The 20,079-nt window shown below is 64.5% G+C and carries 20 protein-coding genes and 1 tRNA gene; 15 read left to right on the top strand and 6 right to left on the bottom strand.

What is annotated here, in order from left to right; all coding sequences use genetic code 11:
• Positions 1-139 precede the first annotated feature (139 nt).
• A complete protein-coding gene (locus K678_RS13940) occupies positions 140-1,345 on the top strand; it encodes a trans-sulfuration enzyme family protein (RefSeq protein WP_021133106.1) in 1,206 nt (401 codons plus the stop codon).
• Between the two features lie 4 nt (positions 1,346-1,349).
• The gene (locus K678_RS13935; RefSeq protein WP_021133105.1) at positions 1,350-2,093 is read left to right on the top strand and encodes an enoyl-CoA hydratase/isomerase family protein; all 744 of its coding nucleotides are present in this window, start codon (positions 1,350-1,352) and stop codon (positions 2,091-2,093) included.
• On the opposite strand, the gene K678_RS13930 is transcribed toward K678_RS13935, so the two are convergent.
• Genes K678_RS13930 through K678_RS13920 form a run of 3 tightly spaced genes read right to left on the bottom strand, consistent with a single transcriptional unit; the run spans position 2,090 to position 4,922 of the window.
• On the bottom strand, positions 2,090-3,289 hold the full coding sequence (locus K678_RS13930) for a PLP-dependent transferase (protein ID WP_021133104.1): 1,200 nt from the start codon (positions 3,287-3,289) through the stop codon (positions 2,090-2,092). The two genes, K678_RS13935 and K678_RS13930, sit on opposite strands and share 4 nt — an antisense overlap.
• Positions 3,286-3,936, bottom strand: coding sequence for a dimethylsulfonioproprionate lyase family protein (locus K678_RS13925; RefSeq protein ID WP_051185945.1), 651 nt, complete (start codon positions 3,934-3,936; stop codon positions 3,286-3,288). The genes K678_RS13930 and K678_RS13925 overlap by 4 nt, the downstream gene beginning before the upstream one ends.
• Entirely contained in the window at positions 3,933-4,922 is a 990-nt protein-coding gene (locus tag K678_RS13920) for a class I SAM-dependent methyltransferase (RefSeq protein WP_021133102.1), read from the bottom strand. The genes K678_RS13925 and K678_RS13920 overlap by 4 nt, the downstream gene beginning before the upstream one ends.
• A gap of 131 nt (positions 4,923-5,053) precedes the next feature.
• Here K678_RS13920 and K678_RS13915 point away from each other — a divergent pair, with 131 nt between their 5' ends.
• From K678_RS13915 to K678_RS13890, 6 genes are all read left to right on the top strand, one after another.
• Positions 5,054-5,719, top strand: a complete 666-nt coding sequence (locus tag K678_RS13915) for a DUF1847 domain-containing protein (protein ID WP_021133101.1) — start codon at positions 5,054-5,056, stop codon at positions 5,717-5,719.
• 146 nt (positions 5,720-5,865) lie between these two features.
• Positions 5,866-6,258, top strand: a complete 393-nt coding sequence (locus K678_RS13910) for a NifB/NifX family molybdenum-iron cluster-binding protein (protein ID WP_021133100.1) — start codon at positions 5,866-5,868, stop codon at positions 6,256-6,258.
• 43 nt (positions 6,259-6,301) lie between these two features.
• Positions 6,302-7,822, top strand: a complete 1,521-nt coding sequence (locus K678_RS13905) for a nitrogenase component 1 (RefSeq protein WP_021133099.1) — start codon at positions 6,302-6,304, stop codon at positions 7,820-7,822.
• An 18-nt stretch (positions 7,823-7,840) separates the two neighbouring features.
• Positions 7,841-9,211, top strand: a complete 1,371-nt coding sequence (locus tag K678_RS13900) for a nitrogenase component 1 (protein ID WP_021133098.1) — start codon at positions 7,841-7,843, stop codon at positions 9,209-9,211.
• Between the two features lie 348 nt (positions 9,212-9,559).
• Positions 9,560-10,729, top strand: a complete 1,170-nt coding sequence (gene metC, locus K678_RS13895) for a cystathionine beta-lyase (RefSeq protein ID WP_039853276.1) — start codon at positions 9,560-9,562, stop codon at positions 10,727-10,729.
• A gap of 75 nt (positions 10,730-10,804) precedes the next feature.
• A complete protein-coding gene (locus K678_RS13890) occupies positions 10,805-11,515 on the top strand; it encodes a DUF6901 family protein (RefSeq protein WP_021133096.1) in 711 nt (236 codons plus the stop codon).
• A gap of 13 nt (positions 11,516-11,528) precedes the next feature.
• Here the strand turns inward: K678_RS13890 and K678_RS19875 are convergent, their stop codons facing one another.
• The 3 genes from K678_RS19875 to K678_RS13880 are packed head-to-tail and all read right to left on the bottom strand — an operon-like array spanning position 11,529 to position 12,784.
• Positions 11,529-11,975, bottom strand: a complete 447-nt coding sequence (locus K678_RS19875; protein ID WP_021133095.1) for an alpha/beta fold hydrolase — start codon at positions 11,973-11,975, stop codon at positions 11,529-11,531.
• On the bottom strand, positions 11,975-12,229 hold the full coding sequence (locus K678_RS19870) for an alpha/beta fold hydrolase (protein ID WP_021133094.1): 255 nt from the start codon (positions 12,227-12,229) through the stop codon (positions 11,975-11,977). The genes K678_RS19875 and K678_RS19870 overlap by 1 nt, the downstream gene beginning before the upstream one ends.
• Before the next feature lie 12 nt (positions 12,230-12,241).
• A complete protein-coding gene (locus tag K678_RS13880) occupies positions 12,242-12,784 on the bottom strand; it encodes a hydrolase (protein WP_021133093.1) in 543 nt (180 codons plus the stop codon).
• Positions 12,785-12,977: 193 nt separating this feature from the next.
• Between K678_RS13880 and K678_RS13875 the strand changes: the two genes are divergently transcribed.
• The 7 genes from K678_RS13875 to K678_RS13845 all read left to right on the top strand — a co-directional run bounded on the left by K678_RS13875 (position 12,978) and on the right by K678_RS13845 (position 20,077).
• On the top strand, positions 12,978-14,585 hold the full coding sequence (locus K678_RS13875; protein WP_039853275.1) for a DEAD/DEAH box helicase: 1,608 nt from the start codon (positions 12,978-12,980) through the stop codon (positions 14,583-14,585).
• 56 nt (positions 14,586-14,641) lie between these two features.
• On the top strand, positions 14,642-14,881 hold the full coding sequence (locus K678_RS13870) for an Lrp/AsnC ligand binding domain-containing protein (protein ID WP_021133091.1): 240 nt from the start codon (positions 14,642-14,644) through the stop codon (positions 14,879-14,881).
• A 163-nt stretch (positions 14,882-15,044) separates the two neighbouring features.
• Positions 15,045-16,019 (top strand): class II fructose-bisphosphatase, encoded by a 975-nt coding sequence (glpX, locus tag K678_RS13865; RefSeq protein ID WP_021133090.1) that lies wholly within the window; start codon positions 15,045-15,047, stop codon positions 16,017-16,019.
• A gap of 62 nt (positions 16,020-16,081) precedes the next feature.
• Positions 16,082-18,052, top strand: coding sequence for a transketolase (tkt, locus tag K678_RS13860; protein WP_021133089.1), 1,971 nt, complete (start codon positions 16,082-16,084; stop codon positions 18,050-18,052).
• A gap of 41 nt (positions 18,053-18,093) precedes the next feature.
• Positions 18,094-19,158 (top strand): class II fructose-bisphosphate aldolase, encoded by a 1,065-nt coding sequence (gene fba / locus K678_RS13855; protein ID WP_021133088.1) that lies wholly within the window; start codon positions 18,094-18,096, stop codon positions 19,156-19,158.
• Positions 19,159-19,238: 80 nt separating this feature from the next.
• On the top strand, positions 19,239-19,883 hold the full coding sequence (gene rpe, locus K678_RS13850) for a ribulose-phosphate 3-epimerase (RefSeq protein ID WP_021133087.1): 645 nt from the start codon (positions 19,239-19,241) through the stop codon (positions 19,881-19,883).
• A gap of 105 nt (positions 19,884-19,988) precedes the next feature.
• Positions 19,989-20,077 (top strand) — tRNA-Ser (locus K678_RS13845).
• Positions 20,078-20,079 lie beyond the last annotated feature (2 nt).

The following is a 20,079-nucleotide window of genomic DNA, read 5'->3' as shown; positions in this document are numbered from 1 at the left end:
CTGGCCCGCGCCATCGAACAGCGCAGCCGCGACATCCTCGCACTTCGCCCCGCCGTCACGGTGGTCCCGTTTGGAACGTTGCCCCGCTCGAACCAGAAAACCAAGCTGGTCGAGATCGTTGCAGCGCAGTCCTAATCCGATGACGTCACATCCGAGCAACCGCGCCGAGGGCGGCTTTGCCACCCGGGCGATCCACCATGGCTATGATCCCGCCCAGGAACACGGCGCACTGACGCCGCCGGTGTTCATGACCTCGACCTATGCCTTCGAGTCGGCCGAGGCCGGGCGAGACATGTTCCTCGGCCAGCGCGAGGGCTATGTCTATGGCCGCACCCGCAACCCCGGCCAATCCCTGCTGGAAGACCGGCTGGCCAGCCTTGAAGGCGGCGAGGCCGGGCTGGCGGTCGCCTCTGGGATGGCGGCGATCAGCGCGTTGGCCTGGACCCTGCTGGCGGCCGGTGACAGCGTTGTCGTCAACAACACCCTGTACGGCAACAGTTTTGCCCTGTTCACCCGAGGACTGACCAAGTTTGGGATTCGGACCGAAGTGGTCGATTTCGCCGATCTTGACGCCGCCGCCACCGCGATCCGCGCCCACCGGCCCAAGCTGGTCTTTTTTGAAACGCCATCCAACCCGACGCTGAAGCTGATCGATATCGCCGCCATCGCGACCCTGGCCCATGAGGTCGGCGCTCTGGCGGTGGTCGATAACACCTTCGCCACCCCGGCCCTGCAACGGCCGCTGGCGCTGGGGGCCGATCTGGTGGTCCATTCCGCCACAAAATTCCTGGGCGGCCATGGCGATCTGATCGCCGGGGCGGTGATCGGACCCAAGGCGATCATCGAGCGGATTCGCGGCCAGGGTCTGCGCTTTCTCACCGGGGCGACGATCGCGCCGATGACCGCCTTTCTGCTGCTGCGTGGGCTAAAGACGCTGGAACTCCGGATGGAGCGCCACTCTGCCTCGGCCCAGGCCATCGCCGAAATACTTAGCGATCACAAAGCTGTCCGCGGCGTCTTTTATCCAGGATTGGCGAATTTTCCCGGCCACGCTCTGGCCCGGCAACAGATGAGCGGCTTTGGCGGCCTGATCGCCTTCGAACTGGACGGGGGTATCAAAGCCGGGATGCGCTTCATGAACCGGCTGGCCCTGGTCACCCGTGCCGTCAGCCTGGGCGATGCCGAAACCCTGGTCCAGCATCCCGCCAGCATGACCCACTCGACCTATAGCGCCGAGGACCGCCGCCGCCACGGCATCAGCGACGGACTGATCCGGCTGTCGGTCGGGCTGGAGACGCCCGCCGATATCCAAGACGACATCCTGCAAGCCCTGGAGGAGCAGTAAACCGATGAGCGAACCCGTTGTGCTGACCCGGTCCGAAGACCGGGTCTTCATCATTACCCTGAACCGCCCCGACAAGCGCAATGCGTTGACCAAAGAGGTGGTCGAGCATTTGAACGCGGCATGGCGGGCCTTTGAAGCCAGTGACGACCGTGTCGCGATCATCACCGCCAACGGCGACCGGGCCTTTACCGCCGGAGCCGATCTCGACGACATTCCCCACGATCTATGGCGGGCGGTGCCCGGAATCGGAATCGAGGTAACCAAGCCGGTGATCGCGGCAGTGTCGGGATGGGTGGTCGGCGGCGGTCTGCTGTTCGTTCAATATGCCGATCTGGCGGTTGCCGCCGACGATACCAAGTTCGTCTATCCCGAGGCGAAGGTCGGGTTCAGCGGCGGGCTGATCGCCTCGCTGGCGGCGCGGGTGCCGCACAAGGCGGTGATGGAACTGGTGCTGGTCGGCGATCCGCTCGAGGCCCAACGGGCTTACGAGATCGGTCTGGTCAACAAGGTGGTTCCCGCCGGACAACAGCTTGACGCCGCCCTTGAATATGCCCGCAAGCTGGCCGCCAACGCCCCCCTGGTGCTGGCGCAATTGAAGCGCTTTGTCGGCTGCACCCTGCCTAAGGGGCCGTCGGAACTGGCCGGGCTGGCCCGGCGCGAGGTCGATGCAGTCACCTTCAGCGAGGATATCGAAGAAGGGCTGGCCGCCTTCAAGGCCAAGCGTCCACCCGTCTTCGCCGGGCGTTAGGTCCGCGCCAACGCCTGGATAAGGTCGGCCTCGATATCGTCTAGATGTTCGAGGCCGATCGACAGCACAATCCGGGTCGGAGCCAGGGCGGGCAGAACCACCGCGCTGCGGACATCGCCATAGGAACTGGACCGCCCGAACAGTGCCAGCGCATCGATAAAGCGCGCCGCCTCGGCTGGACCGGGCAGATCAAACGCGATCAGCCCGCCGATCCCGCCGTGCAGGTTCGAGACCTTGGGATGGGCAGCTAGTCCCGCCGCGATCCGCTCGGCCTGGGCGGTATGGTGGCGAATCCGTAACGGCAGCGTCTCCAGCCCTTGGATCAGTTGGAAGACGATCAACGGACTGATCGTACCGCCGAAATCGCGCAACAGCCCGCCCCGCGCCCGGGCGATCAGCGGCGACGCCTTCCATTGCTTGACCACCTCGGACCACACAATGCCGTGATAGGACGGATCGGGAGTGTTGAGGGTGGGCAGACGCGGCCCGGCCGCCTCCCAATCAAAGCCGCCGCCATCGATGATGAGTCCGCCGATCGCCACACCGTGACCGCCGATGAACTCGCTGGCAGAATAGATCGTCACCGCTGCCCCCAAAGCCAGCGGACGAAGCGACAGCGGGGTCGCGCTGTTATCGATCAGGAGAGGAATCCCGGCTGAGCGGGCTTGGTCGGCCACGTCCGCGATCGGAAATGGGCGCAGATCGGGCCAACCTAAGCTTTCGGCGAACCAGGCGCGGGTGCGGTCATCACTGGCGCGGGCAAAGGCGGCGGGATCGGTGGGATCGGCCAGCCGCACCTCGATACCAAGGCGGCGCAGGGTCGGCAGCAGCCCGGCATTGCGTCCGGTGGCAAGGTCGGCACTGACAACCAGATTGTCGCCGCTGGCGGTGAGAGTCAGCAGCGCATACAGGGTCGCGGCGGTGCCGCTGGCGACGGCCAGGGCGGCCACACCGCCTTCCAGCGCCGCCAGACGCCGCTCCAGCACCTCTCGCGATGGATTGACCGTCCGGGTGTAGGTGTAGCCGACCTCCTCCAGTCCGAACAGACGGCGGGCATGTTCGGTATCGCGGAACTGGAACGAGGTGGTGAAATGGATCGGCGGCGCGACCGAGCCGGTAGAGGGATCGGCACGGAACGAACCGCCATGCAGGGCCAGGGTTTCCAGATGCCGGGCGGGCGGAGGAAGGACGGTCATCGCGGCTCCACGGGATCGAAAGACTCATCGGCCCACACCGACGGCGAAATCACGTCGCCGGTCCAGGAATAGAGCGCCAGCAGCGGTTCCGGACCGGTCCGCATCGCGTGAACCAGATTGGCGGGATGCAGGATCAACGATCCGGGCGGGCGCAGGGAGGTCACGCCCGCGGCGCTCCAGGCGGCGGTCCCGGCCAGGACATGGTACAGTTCAACCGCCGGATGACGGTGCGGCAGATAATGGGTGTCGGGTCCGATCAGGGTCAGCCCGAAACAGACATCGTCGCTGCGGAACGGTGCCGCTGGGCCGACGATCTCGGCCCACCCCATCGCCGCCTCCAGCCCCGGCTGATCGGGACGGGCGGCATAGCCATAGCGCCAGGGCAGATCGGACCCGATCCGGCTCAGGACGTCCGCGATCTCGAGAGCCAGCGGTGCCAGGAGGTCCAGCGCCGCCGGAAGAGAGCGGATCAGCGGATGATCGGTCGCCTGCCACGCCAGCGGGGTAGTGCCGATCTGGTCGAGACCGGCCAGCACCGCGGTGATTTCCGCACCGACCGCATCGGAACGATCGCGGGCGGCCTCGAAACGAGAACGCAGAAGCCGCAGCAGATCGGCCAAGGCCGGGCCGGACACGGTTTCTCTCATTCCGCCGCCCGCCGCGTCGCATAGAGAACGGCGACGGTGTGACCAATCCGCTCGCCTCGGGCCAGAGCTTCCCATGCCGCGACCGAATCCAGCCGGTGCGGGGCCAGATCGTGTTCGATCGCCTCGGCCCTCTCCCCGGCCACGGCCGGATCGAGACCGGCAAAGGCGTCTTCCAGCACCGCGACGGGGTAGAAGGTAAAGGGGCCGAACCCCTTGCGCTCCCACGCTTCATAGGCACCGATCACCTCTTCGGCGACGCCCTGAACCTTCCAGCCATAGGTCAGGATCGTCGGCTGGTATCCGGCTGCCTCGGCCATCCGCTTCAGGATCGCCAGCGGTAGCCGGGCTCCCAAAGTGGCAACGACCGCGCCCCCCTCGGTCAGCATATCGCGGGCCTGAACCAGAGCGAGGTAATGCAGCACCAGCAGCCAGTCGCGGATAAAGGGCGGCACCGCCTCGGTCCGTTCCGGCACGAACGAGGCGCTGGTCCGTTCGCTGGCCAGATCCTGCCCTTCGGCCAGCGGCAGATTGGGCAGATTTTCCAGAATCAGATCGTATTTGACCCCGAAAGGCTGCAACGGCCGCAGCAGATCACCCGCCCCGGCTTGAATCGTGACCGCCCGCCCCGGCCGCAGATTGCGGCGAACATTGGTGGCGGCGGATTGGACGACCTCGTCAAACAGATCGGTCAGGCCGACTCGCTCGGCTTCCAGCAATTCGATTGCGGCCAGGGCATCGAGTCCGACCCCGGTGCCAATGGCACAGAACGAACGGCAGGCGGCGGCACCGCGACGCTGATGCAGAATTTTGAAAGCAGGAGCGGCCACGGTGGCGACCCAATCGCTTTGCAGATCGTCAATCTGGGGCCGAAAGGCCCGGGCGGCGATGACCAGATCAAGGCGGTCGCGGATATGGCGGGGGGCGACGATATCGAGATAAGGTCTGGTTTCGACCTCTAGATGGGTCTCGCGGGAATGAGCGGTCATGAAAAACTCTCTGTCGTGATGCCGTGACGATATCACACCATCAGTCTAGTGGTTAATGTGTTTTTATATAGCAGCCCTGCCCGCCACGCGGCTATGATGCCGCCCCTCCCCGACACTGGACCCTTCCACCGATGACCAAGACCAAGCCCGAATCCGCGACCTGCTCCGAATGCGCCCAGCTCCATTGCCATCGGCACGACAAGCGCTATCCCGATTTTTGCGCCACCGTCGATCTTGATCCGGCCGAACGGGCCGAACTGGTCGAGCTTTATCGCGGTGACGATATCGACGCCCGGATCGCCCACGCCGCCGCCGAGGTCGAGGGGCTTTATTACTGCAAGCTGAACCGGGTCGAGGAAACCGTCGCCTTCGCCCGCCGCCTTGGTGTCCAGAAAATCGGCATCGCCACCTGCCTGGGGCTGATCGAGGAAACCAGAATCCTGGTCAAAATCCTGCGTCTAGCCGGATTCGAAACGGTGGCGGCGCTGTGCAAGGTCGGCTCGGTCGATAAATCCGAGATCGGCATCGCCGAAGACCTGAAGATCAAGTGCGGGTTCGAAGCCTGTTGCAATCCGGTGCTTCAGGCCCGCCTGCTCAATCGGGAAAAGACCGGGCTTAATGTGATCATGGGCTTGTGCGTCGGCCATGATTCGCTGTTCTTCCGCCATTCCGAAGCGCCGGCAACGACCCTGGTGGTCAAGGATCGGGTGCTGGGACACAACCCGGTGGCGGGTCTGTACACGGTGAAATCCTACAGCAGCCGGATGCTGGACGAAGAGCGGCTGCGCGGTCTGTAAGACACGCAGCCCAGCCATGATATATTATTAATATGGTAGATATGTAGATTATATTGACAGGGGTGGCGCTGATTGCGTTCAATCCCGATGGATGTGGCCGCCGCCTCACCGCACGTGGGGCGGCGGTATCTGTCGGGGGAAAAAGGATGTCGATCAGAGTTGCCGTGGCGAGCGAGGATGGCAAAACCGTCCATCAGCATTTCGGCCAAGCCACCCAGTTTGTGATTTGCGATCTCGACGGCCCGACGATCCGGGTGGTCGAACGACGGCCGAACCGGCCGTCATGCGGGGGCGATGTCGACGGCGAACCCGGCCACAATGACGATTTGATCCAGCAGACGATCGACCTGATCGCCGATTGCCGCGCCGTGGTGGTGGCCCGGATCGGCCTTGGCGCGCAACGGCGGCTGGAGGCCCAGGGAATCGACGCCTTCATGATCCCCGATTTCATCGAACGCGCACTGCGCCGCCTGTCGGCCAGCGGCCTGCTCGAACAACCGCCCGGTGGCGGTGGCGGTCGGCGCTGGCTGCCAGAATGAGCCGGACCCAGCCTCCGACCTCACGAACCCTGGAGAGTCCGATATGCCGATCAATCTGAAAACCCCGGTGGTGGAAAGCCGCGAACAGCGGCTGGGCACCATTGTCGGCTGGGATGGCACCGCCTCGGAGCTAGCCCGGCAATCGGCCTATGCCCGTGGCTGCGGCAGCGGCGAGGGCAAGGGCTGCGGCCAGAAGGCGCGGCGGATTTGCGAACTTGAAGGACCGTTTACCCAGGGCTCGGTCTGTTCCGAGATGATGGTGGAAAATCAGGCCGGTCACATCCTCGACGCGGTGCTGATCCAGCACGCCCCAATCGGCTGCGGCGCCGGTCAGGTGTCCTATAACCTGCGCTTTCGCAACGGCCTCGCCGCCCGCCACAAGCCGGTACAGAACATTCACCTGATCTGCACCAACCTGACCGAGCGCGACATGGTGTTCGGCGGGGTGTCCAAGCTGGAACAATCGGTGCGTGATGCCTGGGAACGTCACCATCCCAAGGCGATTTTTATCGGCACCTCCTGCGCCACCGGCATCATCGGCGACGATGTCGATGGGGTCGCCAGCGCCTTCGAGGCCGAACTTGGGATTCCGGTGATCCCGCTTCATTGCGAGGGCTTCAAGTCGAAGCATTGGAGCACCGGATTCGACGCCGCCCAGCACGGCATCCTGCGCCAGATCGTCCGCAAGAACCCGACCCGCAAACAGGACGATCTCGTCAACGTGATCAATCTGTGGGGTTCGGACGTATTCTCGCCGATGCTGGCCAACCTCGGCCTACGGGTGAATTACGTCGTCGATCTGGCCAGCGTCGATGATCTGGCCCAGATGTCGGAAGCGGCGGCGACGGTGGGGTTCTGCTACACCCTGTCGTCCTACCTCGCCGCCGGGCTGGAACAGGAATTCGGCGTCCCCGAAATCAAGGCCCCGATGCCCTATGGCATTGCCGGGACCGATGCCTGGCTGCGCGAGATCGGCCGGGTCACCCATCGCGAGGACAAGGCCGAAGCCTTCATCGCCGCCGAACATGCCCGCATCGCTCCCCGGCTGGCCGATCTGCGCCGCCGCCTGGAGGGACGCAAGGGCTATGTCGCAACCGGGTCGGCCTATTCCCACGGCCTGATCTGCGTGCTGCGCGAACTGGGGATTGAGGTCAATGGGTCGCTGGTGTTCCACCATGACCCCGTCTACGACAGTCAGGACCCGCGCCAGGACACCCTGACCCACCTGATCGACACCTATGGCGACGTGCCGCATTTCAGCGTCGGCAACCGCCAGCAATACCAGTTCTATGCGCTGCTCCAGCGGGTCAACCCCGATTTCATCCTGATCCGGCACAACGGGCTGGCCCCGCTGGCCTCGCGGCTGGGGATTCCGGCGATTCCGCTGGGCGACGAGCATCATGCGGTCGGTTACCAGGGCATCTTGAATATCGGTGAGTCGGTCCTCAACATCCTGGCCCACCGCAAGTTCCACCTCGACCTCGCCGCACACACCAAGCTCCCCTACAAGAAAAAGTGGCTGGAGCAAAAGGACCCGTTCGCCCTGGCGAAGCGTGCCGAATAGAGAAAGAAGACCACGACCATGACTTTTGATCTCCACGACAGCCCGCTCCCGCCTCTGGTGAAGACCAACTCGATCGAACAGATCCGCTATCCCTGCTCAATCGCGGCGATGCATTCGGTTTCGGCGATTCCCCGCGTCATCCCGATCACCCATTGCGGGCCGGGCTGCGCCGACAAACAATTCGTCAATCTGGCGATGTACAATGCGTGGCAGGGCGGCGGCTATGGCGGTGGCGCGGTGGTGCCCAGCACCAACGCTTCCGAACGCGAAGTGGTGTTCGGCGGAGCCGACCGGCTGCGCGAGTTGATCGGCGCCACTCAGGACGTTCTCGACGCCGATCTGTTCGTGGTGCTGACCGGCTGCATCTCCGATCTGGTCGGCGACGATGTCGGCTCGGTGGTGCGCGATTTCCGCGATGCCGAAACCCCGGTGGCTTTTGCCGAAACCGGCGGCTTCAAGGGCAACAATTTCACCGGGCACGAATTGGTCGCCCGCGCCATCATCGATCAATATGTCGGCCCCTATGACGGGCCGAAGCAAGCCGGGCTGGTCAATGTCTGGTCGCTGCTGCCCTATCACAATCCGTTCTGGCGGGGCGATCTTGCCGAGATCAAACGGATTCTCGAAGGGGCGGGTCTGACCGTCAACATCCTGTTCGGCCAGCATTCCGGTGGGGTCGCGGAATGGAAGACGATCCCCGAGGCCCAGTTCAATCTGGTGCTGTCGCCCTGGCTGGGCCTTGATATCGCCCGCCACCTTGAACGCACCTACGGCCAGCCGTTCCTGCACGTTCCGGTTCTGCCGATCGGAGCGAAGGCCTGTGCCGACCTGATCCGCAAGGTGGTCGATTTCGCCGGGTTGGACCCCGCCCCGGCCGAGGCATTCATCGCCGCCGAGGAGCGCATTTATTACAGCTACCTCGAAGACTTCACCACCTTCTACGCCGAATATTGGTGGGGATTGCCAGCCAAATTCGCGGTGCTGTCCGACAGCACCTACAATCTTGCCCTGACCAAGTTCCTGGTCAACCAATTAGGGCTGATCCCGGCGCTTCAGATCATCACCGACAACCCGCCCGAGGAGTTTCGTCCGGCGATCGAGGCCGAATACCGCGCCATCGCCGAGGATGTCTCGACCGAGGTCGAGTTCGAGGAAGACAGCTACATCATCCATCAGAAATTACTGCGGACCGATTTCGGCCACAAGCCACCGATCATCTTTGGCACGACCTGGGAACGCGACGTCGCCAAGGGGATGAAAGCCCCGATCGTCGAAGTCACCTTCCCCACCACCTATGAAGTGGTGCTGTCGCGCTCGCATGTCGGCTATCGCGGTGCGCTGACCCTGCTGGAGAAAATCTACACCACCATCGTCAGCGCCACGGCCTGACCCCGCATTCCCCCGCGCCCCAGCCGATCCGGGCGAGGCTCTGCTGGGGGCTTGTACGTGACATGGAGATTTTCCGGTTTCACCCGAACGGGCTGGCGCTAGGCGCGCACACCCGCTGTCTACTGGCACGACGAACCGGGGCTGGCGAGAGCCCCGGGACTGACCCGGGTGTTGCTGGTGACCGACCGCATCCACGCCGAACCCGGATCGTGATCGGTCCGATTGCCCTCTGACCGTGCGACCCAGCACGCCGCCCCCGGTCAGGAGGCCAATCGATAGAGAAATCCGCTTGGCACCCGGGCGGGGCGGGGCACGATGGGTTCCCCCCTTTCCCATATGCCGGACCCGATGAAAAAAGAAACTCGCCTCCTCCACGCCGGACGCCACCCCGAACGCTATCACGGTGCCGTCAACGTTCCGGTCTTTCGCGCCTCGACGATCCTGCTACCCTCGGTTGCGGCGATGGAATCGAGCGGTCGCTCGCTGTTCGACGGTGTCCGCTATGGCCGCTATGGCACCCCCACCACCTTCGCCCTGGAAGACGCGGTAGCCGAACTGGAAGGGGGAGCCCGGTGCGTCGCCACCTCCTCCGGTCTGGCGGCGATCACCGGCGCGTTGATGGCCTTTCTGAAGGCTGGCGACCATCTGTTGATGACGGATTCCGCCTATGCGCCCACCCGCAAATTCTGTGACGAGGTGCTGGCCGGACTGGGGATCGAGACCACCTATTATGACCCGCTGATCGGTGGCGGCATCGCCGCTCTGCTGCGCCCCAACACCCGGGTCGTGTTCACCGAAAGCCCCGGCTCGCTGACCTTCGAGGTTCAGGATATTCCGGCCATCGCCGCCGCCGCCCATGCCGCGGGCGCGATCGTGATGATCGACAACACCTGGGGGGTGCTGAATTTCCAGCCATTCGAAAAGGGCGCGGATATCTCGATTCAGGCCGCGACCAAGTACATCGTCGGCCATGCCGATGCGATGCTGGGCACCATCACCACCGCCACCGAAGCGCTGTGGCTGAAGGTAAAGAGTTCGGTCGCCGCGTTCGGTCACAGCCCCGGCACCGAAGAGATGTATCTCGGCCTGCGTGGCCTGCGCACCCTGCCGGTGCGGCTGAAGCATCATGCCGATACCGCCCAGACGCTGACCCGCTGGCTCGAAGCCCGGCCCGAGGTTGACCGGGTGCTGTATCCGGCGCTGAAATCCGATCCCGGCCATGCGCTGTGGCAGCGCGATTTCAGTGGGTCCTGCGGCCTGTTCGGCGTGATCCTGAAACCGGCCAGCAAAAGGGCGGTCGATGCGATGCTGGACGGATACGAGCATTTTAAGCTCGGCTTCTCGTGGGGCGGCTTTGAAAGTCTGGTGATCCCCACCGGCGGCCATTCGATCCACCGCACCGCGACCCAGTGGAAACCGGTCGGGCCATCTTTGCGCTTCCATGCCGGTCTGGAAGCGGCCGAGGATTTGATCGCCGATCTGGAACGTGGCTTCGAACGTCTGGCCGCCCATGCTTGACGGTTGAGGTCGGAGACGCGCCTCCCCACATCAGCGAGAGCAGGCGCGTTTCTCTTCCGGTCGGAGCCATAACCTATGTCGGGTGCCTACCAGATTTCTTACCGCTTCTTCGCCAACAGCGATCATCCGCTCCCGGTTGTCCTCCATTTCGACCCCGAGACGTTTCGCCTGATCCTGCCCGAAGACAGCCCACGCCCCGACTGGACCCAGCTTGGCCATCGCCGCTGCCCCAATTGTCCGCTGGATGACCGCACCACCCATTGCCCTTCGGCGTTGGGCATCGCGATGTTCCTGCCCGCCTTTGCCAACCGGGTGTCTCACGAAAAAGCGGTGATCGAGGTCGAAACCCCGGTTCGGACCTTTGTCGCCAATACCACCTTCCAGACCGGCATGGCGGCGCTGATCGGGTTGGTCTGCGCCACCTCGGGCTGCCCGCTGACCCGGTTCCTGCGACCGATGGCGCGCTACCACACCCCGTTCGCCGACGAGAAGGAAACGCTGACCCGTTCGTTCGCAATCTGGCTGCTGGGCCGTTATATCGCCCAGCAACAGCAGGGCAGCGACGAGGCGCTGTCCCTCCAGGGACTGAAGGACAATTACGCAGAACTGTCGGCGATGAATCTGGCCTTGTCGAACCGCATGCGCGACAGCGTCAACCGCGACGCCGCGCTGAATGCGGTGGTGATCCTCGACCTGTTCGCCCAGATCGCCCCGATCAATATTGATGGCGATTTCGAGGATATCGCCGATCTCTACGTGGTCGAAGACGATCAGTTAATAACCTGATTCTTAAATATATTCAGCCTTCTCTTAACCAGGATGACAAGGCGGCGGAAACCGGGTCGGGCCGCTCGATCGGGGTGAGATGGCCACTGTCGGGCACGATTTCCAGCCGGGCCGCCGGGATTGCTTCGGCCAGGGTCCGATGCAGATCGGGCGGCGTCAGGGTATCGAGTGCCCCGCACAGGACCAGGGTCGGGCAGGCAATCGCGGCCAGACCGGGACGCGAGTCGGGACGGGCCATGATCGCCCGCTGCTGACGGGCAAAGCCCTCAGGCCCGACCGCCTGCGCCATCGCCCGGAACAGACCGGCGATGGCCGGATCGGCGGCAGAGGATGGAGCCAGCAAGACAGAGGTCTGCGCCGCCACCACCTGATCGAAGCCGGCGGGAGTCGCGGCGAGCGCAATCGCGTCCAGGCGACGCTGCCGCTGCTCGGGCGGGTCGGCCAGGGCGTTGGTACACATCAGGGCCAGCCGCTCGACCCGTTCCGGGCCCGGCGCATGATCTCCATCGAGAGATAGCCGCCCATCGACAGGCCGCCCAGGGCGAAACGCGGCGGGGCCGCCGCCAGCACCCGCTCCGCCATCGCCGCCAGCGACTCGTCCTGCGACAGATCGGGCACCACCACCCGAGCCTGCGGGGCGAGGGCTGCGGCCTGACGCTCCCACAGCCGGAAATCGCACAGCAGGCCGGGGAGCAGAATCAGAGTCTCGGACATCGCGACCTCTCCTTACTTCACCAGGGCGGACAGTTCCTTGAATTCCGGGGTCCCGGCGCGGTTGAGCCATTCGAAGATCACCATCTCAACCGTGGCGATCTCGACCCCATTATCGGCCATGCGGGCCATCGCCGCGTTGAAATTAGCCTCGGTCCGCGAGGCACAAGCATCGGCAACCACCACCGGCTCGTATCCAGCCGCCTTGAAGCCGAGCGCGGTCTGCAACACGCAGATATGCGATTCAAGCCCGGCGATCACCAGACGGGGACGCCCCAACCCATCGACGCGGGCACGGATCGCCGGATCGTGGGCACAGGAGAAATGCAGCTTTTCCATCACCGCCCCCTCGGGGGCCAGCGCCAGCAACTCACCGGCCGTCGGGCCCAAGCCCTTGGGATATTGCTCGGTCACCACCACCGGCAGACCCAGCCGCACCGCCGCCCGCATCAACAGGCCGCAGCCGCGATAAACCCGGCGTGGGTCGAACATCACCGGAGCCAGCGACTCCTGAACGTCGACGATCAGCAGGCAGGAACGCTCGGCATCGATCAACATGGTGGCAACCCCCTGTTTTTGTGGTTATGGCGGGGAAAAAGGGTATCGACCGGATCGGATTGACGCAATCCTTGTCACGCCGCTACCTTTTCGCAGTTACGACATTGACTTGGCCGAAAGAAGCCCTATTATTCCGCCGCGTATGACATCCCCTATCGAACATGGCCGCTCGGACGGCCCGGAAAGCCCCTCGATGACTTTCGAGGACCTGGGTCTCGGCCCCGAGCTTCTCAAAGCGCTGGCTGAAGTTGGCTACACTTGCCCGACTCCCATTCAGGCGCAGGCGATCCCTGTTGTCTTGATGGGCCGGGACGTGTTGGGCTGTGCTCAGACCGGCACCGGCAAAACCGCCTCCTTCACCTTGCCGATGATCGAGATTCTCGCGGCAGGACGGGCGAAGGCGCGGATGCCGCGCTCGCTGATCCTCGCCCCCACCCGCGAGTTGGCGGCCCAGGCGGCCGAGAATTTCGACAATTACGGCAAATATCACCGCCTGACCAAGGCGCTGATCATCGGCGGCGAGTCGATGAGCGATCAGTCCGCGCTGCTTGATCGCGGTGTTGACGTGCTGATCGCGACTCCGGGACGTCTGCTCGATATGTTCGAGCGCGGCCGCATCCTGCTCAACGACGTCAAGGTCCTGGTGATCGACGAAGCGGACCGGATGCTCGACATGGGCTTCATCCCCGATGTCGAACGGATCGTCGGCCTGCTGCCGAAAATCCGCCAGACCCTGTTCTTCTCGGCGACGCTGGGGCCGGAAATCCGCCGCCTCGCCGACGCTTTCTTGATGAATCCGAAGGAAATCACCGTTTCGCCCGGCACCTCCACCGCCGCAACGGTCGAGCAGCATCTTGCCGTCGTCGAGGAAATCGACAAGCGCGAGACGCTCCGCCATCTGATCCGGACCGAGAACGTCAAGAACGCCTTCATCTTTTGCAATCGCAAGCGTGACGTCGACATCCTCTATCGCTCGCTGAAGAAGCACGATTTCGATGTCTGTCAGTTGCATGGCGATATGGCCCAGTCGGCCCGGGGCGACACGCTCGACAGCTTCAAGAAGGGCGAAATTCGCCTGATGGTCTGTTCCGACGTCGCCGCCCGCGGCATCGACGTCTCGGCGGTCAGCCACGTCTTTAATTTCGACGTTCCGATCCATGCCGAAGATTACGTTCACCGCATCGGCCGCACCGGTCGCGCCGGGATGGCCGGACGTGCCTTCACCATCGCCGTCCCCGATGACGGCAAAGCGGTTGCCGCGATTGAAAAGCTGATCGGGAACACCATTCCCCGCATCGCCGTCGAGGGGGTGCCAGCCCTGGAGTTGGACATGACTGCCCGCAAGGGTCGCGGTGGACGTGGTGCCGCCAAGCCCACCGGACGTGACCGTGGCCGCCCCGCCCGCGGCGAAAGCCCGGCTCCGGCCCCCGCCCCGGCCTCAGCCGTTCTGCGCGAGCCGCAACCGGCCAGCAAGGCGGCGATCGAAGTGCCGCAGCCCCGCCCCGCCCCCGCCGCTCCGCCGCGCGAGGAAGCCCCGATCCGCGACATCCGTCCCGCCGCTGCCGAATCCCGCTCACGCTACCGTGACGAGCGCGGCCGTGGCCGTGACGACCGTGGCCGCCGCCGGGGTCGGATCGACGAGTTGGGAATCGGCGAGATGCTGCATGCCGACGACGTGGTGGGATTTGGCGACCATCCGCCCGATTTCATCCTGATCCCGGTGCCGTTGCCGTCCAAGCTGTCGGCCCGCGATCTGGCCGACGAAGACGAGGATGAAGTGGAGGCCGTCGCCGAGGAGTGAGACGGGCGGCTCTGTCCGCCTCTCCCCCCTTGTCGCCGAACCGGAGGATAGCCCCGATGCAGACCATTTTTGTCATGCTGAAGTGCCTGCCGGGTCAGGCCTATCAAGTCGCCGACCATGCCGTCGAGAGTGAGGCCGTGTCCGAGGTGCATTCGATTTCGGGTCAGTATGATCTGATGCTGAAATGTTACCTCGAAGACGGCGTCGATCTCGGTCAGTTCGTGGTCGAGAACGTGCAGACCCTGCCCGGCGTCACCGACACCTTTACTTTGATCGCCTTCAAGGCCTTCACCTGACGAGCGCCGGGGATGACCCCACTCTTCCGAGTGGGTCAGCCTTACCCACAAGTTTTTTGCGGTGGCTCCGAACGGGTGTTCCTTCACTTGACCCGTCCCCCCACACTCGGCGAAAAAAATATCACCCCGGTTGATGGGGTGATGGCGGAGAGGACGACGGCGAATGCATGACCCTCGCGACGCGCATGCCGATGGCCTGCCCATCAGCCCCTATGATCTGCGTCGGGCAACTGAATCCGCGGCGCGGGCCGCTTATGACTGGATCGGGCGCGGCGACCGCGCCCTGGCCGACGATGCTGCGGTCGGCGCGATGGAAGCCCGGTTGGCGCAATTGCCGCTGAACGGTCTCCTTCACATCGGTGAAGGTCCCCGCGACGAAATCTCCTCGCTCTATCACGGCCAGCATTTCGGCGATCCCGAACACGCCCCCCAATGGGATCTGGTGGTCGATCCGCTGGAAGGAACCAGCTATCTCGCCAAGGGGATGACCAATGCGATGGCGGTGGTCGGACTGGCCCCGCATGGCAGCCTGATCGACCTTCACCCCGTCCGCTATGTCGAGAAACTGGCGGTGCCCCCTGCGGCGCGCGGCCGGGTCGATCCCGCCGCCCCGATTTCCGAGCGGTTGCGTCAATTGTCGCGCGCTCTTGGCAAGCCGATCCTCGACCTCACCATTTATGTGATCGAAAAGCCGCGCAACAAGGCGCTGGTTGAAGCGATCCACGAAGCGGGTGCCCGTGTCGCACTCTATCCGGCGGGCGATGTCGCCGGAGCGCTGATGGCGGTAACGCCGGGATCGGGAATCGACGCGCTGATGGGCACCGGCGGCGTACCCGAAGGAATGTTGTCGGCGATTGCGATCCGCGCCATGGGCGGCGATTTCATGGCCCGGGTCGACCCCCAACTGGCCACCGAGCAGCAGGCGGTCGAAGCGGCCGACATCGACCTCACCCGCTGGTATCGGCTGGAAGAACTGGTGCGCTCGGACAAGGTCGCGTTCTGCGCCACCGGGATCACCACCGGCTTGTTGCTCGATGGCGTCGAACGCCGGGGCGACCAGGAACTGACCCATACCTTGATGATCGGCGGCCCGGCCGGGCACCGCCAGATGCTGACCAGTTGGCACAAACGGAGCTGACCGCCCGTTTCCCCTGCCCCTTTCTTCTTTGTCCCGTTCCCCCAGCCGATAAGGACCGCACGATGACTTCCCCAGCCGACATGGCCAACGCCATCCGTTTCTTGTCCATGGATGCCGTCGAGGCGGCCAAGTCCGGCCATCCCGGCATGCCGATGGGCATGGCCGACGTGGCAACCGTGCTGTTCACCCGATTCCTCAAGTTCGATGCGAAAGCGCCGCGCTGGGCCGACCGTGACCGCTTTGTCCTGTCTGCAGGTCACGGCTCGATGCTGCTTTACGCGCTGGGCTATCTGACCGGGTACGAGGATCTCGACATCGATCAGATCCGCAAGTTCCGCCAGTTCGGCGCCCGCACCGCCGGTCACCCCGAATTCGGCCATGTCGCGATCGCCGAGACCACCACCGGGCCGCTGGGCCAGGGTCTGGCCAACGCCGTCGGTCTGGCGCTGGGGGAAAAGATGATGGCGGCGCGGCACGGCGACGGCATCGTCAACCACTACACCTACGTCATTGCCGGTGACGGCTGTCTGATGGAGGGGATCAGCCAGGAAGCGATCTCGCTGGCCGGGCATTGGGGATTGTCGAAGCTGATCCTGCTGTGGGACGACAACCACATCTGTATCGATGGCGACACCGCGCTGTCGACCTCGGAAGACCAGTTGGCCCGCTTCAGCGCCGCCAAGTGGGACGTCACCCGCGTTGACGGTCACGATCCCGAAGCGATCGCCGCCGCGATCGAGGCCGCCAAGGCCAGCGACCGCCCCAGCCTGATCGCCTGCCGCACCGTGATCGGCTTTGGCGCGCCGACCAAGGGCGGTACCGAAAAGGTTCATGGTGCGCCGCTGGGAGCCGAAGAGATCGCGGGCGCCCGGGCCAAGCTGGGCTGGCCGCATGCCCCGTTCGAGATTCCCGCCCCGATCCTGGACGCCTGGCGTGCCGCCGGACGCCGCGGTGCCACCGAGCGTGCGGCCTGGGAAGCCCGTCTTGCCGCCTATCCCGAACGCGCCGAGTTCGAGCGCACCGTCGCCGGTCGCCTGCCCGAAGGCTGGCACCAGACAGTGCTCGACTTCAAGCGCAAGGTGACGGCGGAACAGCCGAAATGGGCCACCCGCAAGTCGAGCCAGGAAGCGCTGGAAGCGCTGACCCCGGTGATCCCCGAGCTGATCGGCGGGTCGGCCGACCTCACCCATTCCAACCTGACCCACACCAAGGTCACCCGCTCGATCACCCCGACCGACTTCTCCGGCCGCTACATCCATTACGGCGTCCGTGAGCACGGGATGGCCGCGATCATGAACGGCCTGTCGCTGCATGGCGGCTTCATCCCCTATGGCGGCACCTTCCTGATTTTCGCCAATTACCTGTGGCCCGCGCTGCGGATGAGCGCGATGATGAACCGCCGGGTGATCTATGTCCTGACCCACGATTCGATCGGTCTGGGCGAGGATGGCCCGACCCATCAGCCGATCGAAACGGTGACCGCCCTGCGTGCCACCCCCAACGTGCTGGTGTTCCGTCCCTGCGACCCGGTCGAGACGATGGAAGCCTATGAAGCGGCGCTCGATAACGAGACCGGCCCCAGCGTGCTGGCGCTGTCGCGTCAGAATCTGCCGACCCTGCGGACGATCCATTCCGACGACAATCTGACCGCGCGCGGCGGCTATATCCTGGCCGAATCCGATCTGGAGAGCCGTCAGGTCACCCTGCTCGCCACCGGCTCGGAAGTGTCGCTGGCGCTGGAAGCCAAGGACCTGCTGGAAAGCCAGGGAATCGGTACCGCCGTGGTCTCGCTGCCCTGCTGGGAACTGTTCGAGCGCCAGACGAAGGAGTATCGTTCGGCGGTGCTGGGAGATGGCACCGTCCGCGTCGCCGTCGAAGCGCTCGGCACGTTCGGCTGGGAGCGCTGGGTCGGCGACAATGGGGCTGTGATCGGGATGACCGGCTTTGGCGCCTCGGCCCCTGCCGACACGCTTTACAACCATTTCGGCATTACCGCGCGTGCGGTGGCCGAGGCCGCGCTGGCCCGTCTGTAACCCGTCGGCGCGACCGAAGAAACGCCAGGAAGGAGACTTTTATGTCGCTCGTTTCGCTGCGCCAGTTGCTCGATCACGCTGCCGAGCACGGCTATGGCATCCCCGCTTTCAACGTCAACAACATGGAGCAGGTCAAGGCGATCATGGAGGCTGCGGCCGCCACCGATAGCCCGGTGATCCTCCAGGCCTCGGCCGGGGCTCGAAAGTATGCGGGCGAGGCGTTCCTGCGCCACCTGATCCTCGCCGCGACCGAAGCCTATCCCCAGATTCCGGTCTGCATGCATCAGGATCACGGCACCTCGCCCTCGATCAACGTGCGCGCGATCCAGTCCGGCTTCTCCTCGGTGATGATGGACGGCAGCCTGAAGGAAGACGGCAAGACTCCGTCCGACTGGGACTATAACGTCCGCGTCACCCGTCAGGTCGTCGACATCGCCCATGCCTGCGGCGTTTCGGTCGAAGGCGAACTGGGGTGCCTGGGGTCGCTCGAAACCGGCACCGCCGGCGAGGAAGACGGCGTCGGTGCGGCCGGCAAGCTCGACCATTCTCAGTTGCTGACCGACCCCAACGAAGCCGCTGAGTTCGTCAAGCAGACCCAGGTCGATGCGCTGGCGATCGCGATCGGCACCAGCCACGGCGCCTACAAGTTCACCCGTCCGCCGACGGGCGACGTTCTGGCGATCAGCCGGGTCAAGGAAATCCACGCCCGCATCCCCAACACCCATCTGGTGATGCACGGATCGAGCTCGGTGCCGCAGGATTGGCTGAAGATCATCAACGACAATGGCGGCGACCTGGGCGAGACCTATGGCGTGCCGGTCGAAGAGATCGTCGAGGCGATCAAGCACGGCGTCCGCAAGGTCAATATCGACACCGATTTGCGGATGGCCTCGACCGGCGCGATCCGCAAGTTCTTCAACGACGAGCCGAAGAAGTTCGATCCGCGCGATTATTTCAAGCAGACGATCAAGAGCATGAGCGGCATCTGCCAGGCCCGCTACGAAGCCTTTGGCGCGGCGGGCAAGGCCAGCAAGATCAAAGTGATCGGGCTGGAGGCGATGACCGCCCGCTATGCCTCGGGCGAGTTGGCCCCCAAGATCGCCTGATCTTCCGCCACTGATCCCCGCCCCGTCCGGTCCGTCCGCGACGGGGCGGTTTCTTTCCCCCTCCCTGGACCCGTGCCGCCATGACCGTCAAGATCGCCCCCAGCATCCTTTCCGCCGATTTCGCCCGCCTGGGCGAGGAAGTCCGCGCCATCGATCAGGCGGGCGGCGACTGGATCCATATCGATGTGATGGACGGGCACTTCGTCCCCAACCTGACGATCGGACCGGCGGTGATCAAGGCGCTGCGCCCCCACACCGCCCGCCCGTTCGACGTCCATCTGATGATCGCCCCGGCCCAGCCCTATATCGAGGATTACGCCAAGGCCGGAGCCGATTACATCACCGTCCATGCCGAGGCCGATCTTCATATCGACCGCTCGCTGCAACTGATTCGCTCGCTGGGCAAAAAGGCCGGTCTGTCGCTCAATCCGGCGACCCCGGAAAGCGTGCTGGAATACGTGCTCGACCGTCTCGACCTGATCCTGGTGATGAGCGTCAATCCCGGCTTCGGCGGCCAGAGCTTCATCGAGTCGCAGGTCGAGAAGGTCGCCCGCATCCGCAAGTTGATCGGCGACCGCCCGATCGAGCTTGAAGTCGATGGCGGCGTCACCGCCGAGATCGCGCCCCGCCTGATCAAGGCCGGGGCCACCGCGTTCGTTGCCGGTTCCGCCGTATTCAAGACCCCCGATTACGCCGGAAATATCGCGGCGTTGCGCGGTCTCTAGGCCTCGTTTCGCAATCGACAGGAAAAGCGAAGAAAGCGTTTGCCAGAGTGCGGGAGTTGCGCTATTTTCCGCGCCTCCCCACCGACCAGGGGACAGCATCCCTGCGGAGGGGTGGCAGAGTGGTCGAATGCGCCGGTCTCGAAAACCGGTATGGGTGCAAGCTCATCGTGGGTTCGAATCCCACCCCTCCGCCATC

Source organism: Magnetospirillum fulvum MGU-K5, assembly GCF_000442515.1.
Taxonomy (GTDB): domain Bacteria; phylum Pseudomonadota; class Alphaproteobacteria; order Rhodospirillales; family Magnetospirillaceae; genus Phaeospirillum; species Phaeospirillum fulvum_B.
The sequence above is the reverse complement of the archived record's forward strand: the minus strand, read 5'-3'. Positions and strand labels throughout refer to the sequence as shown.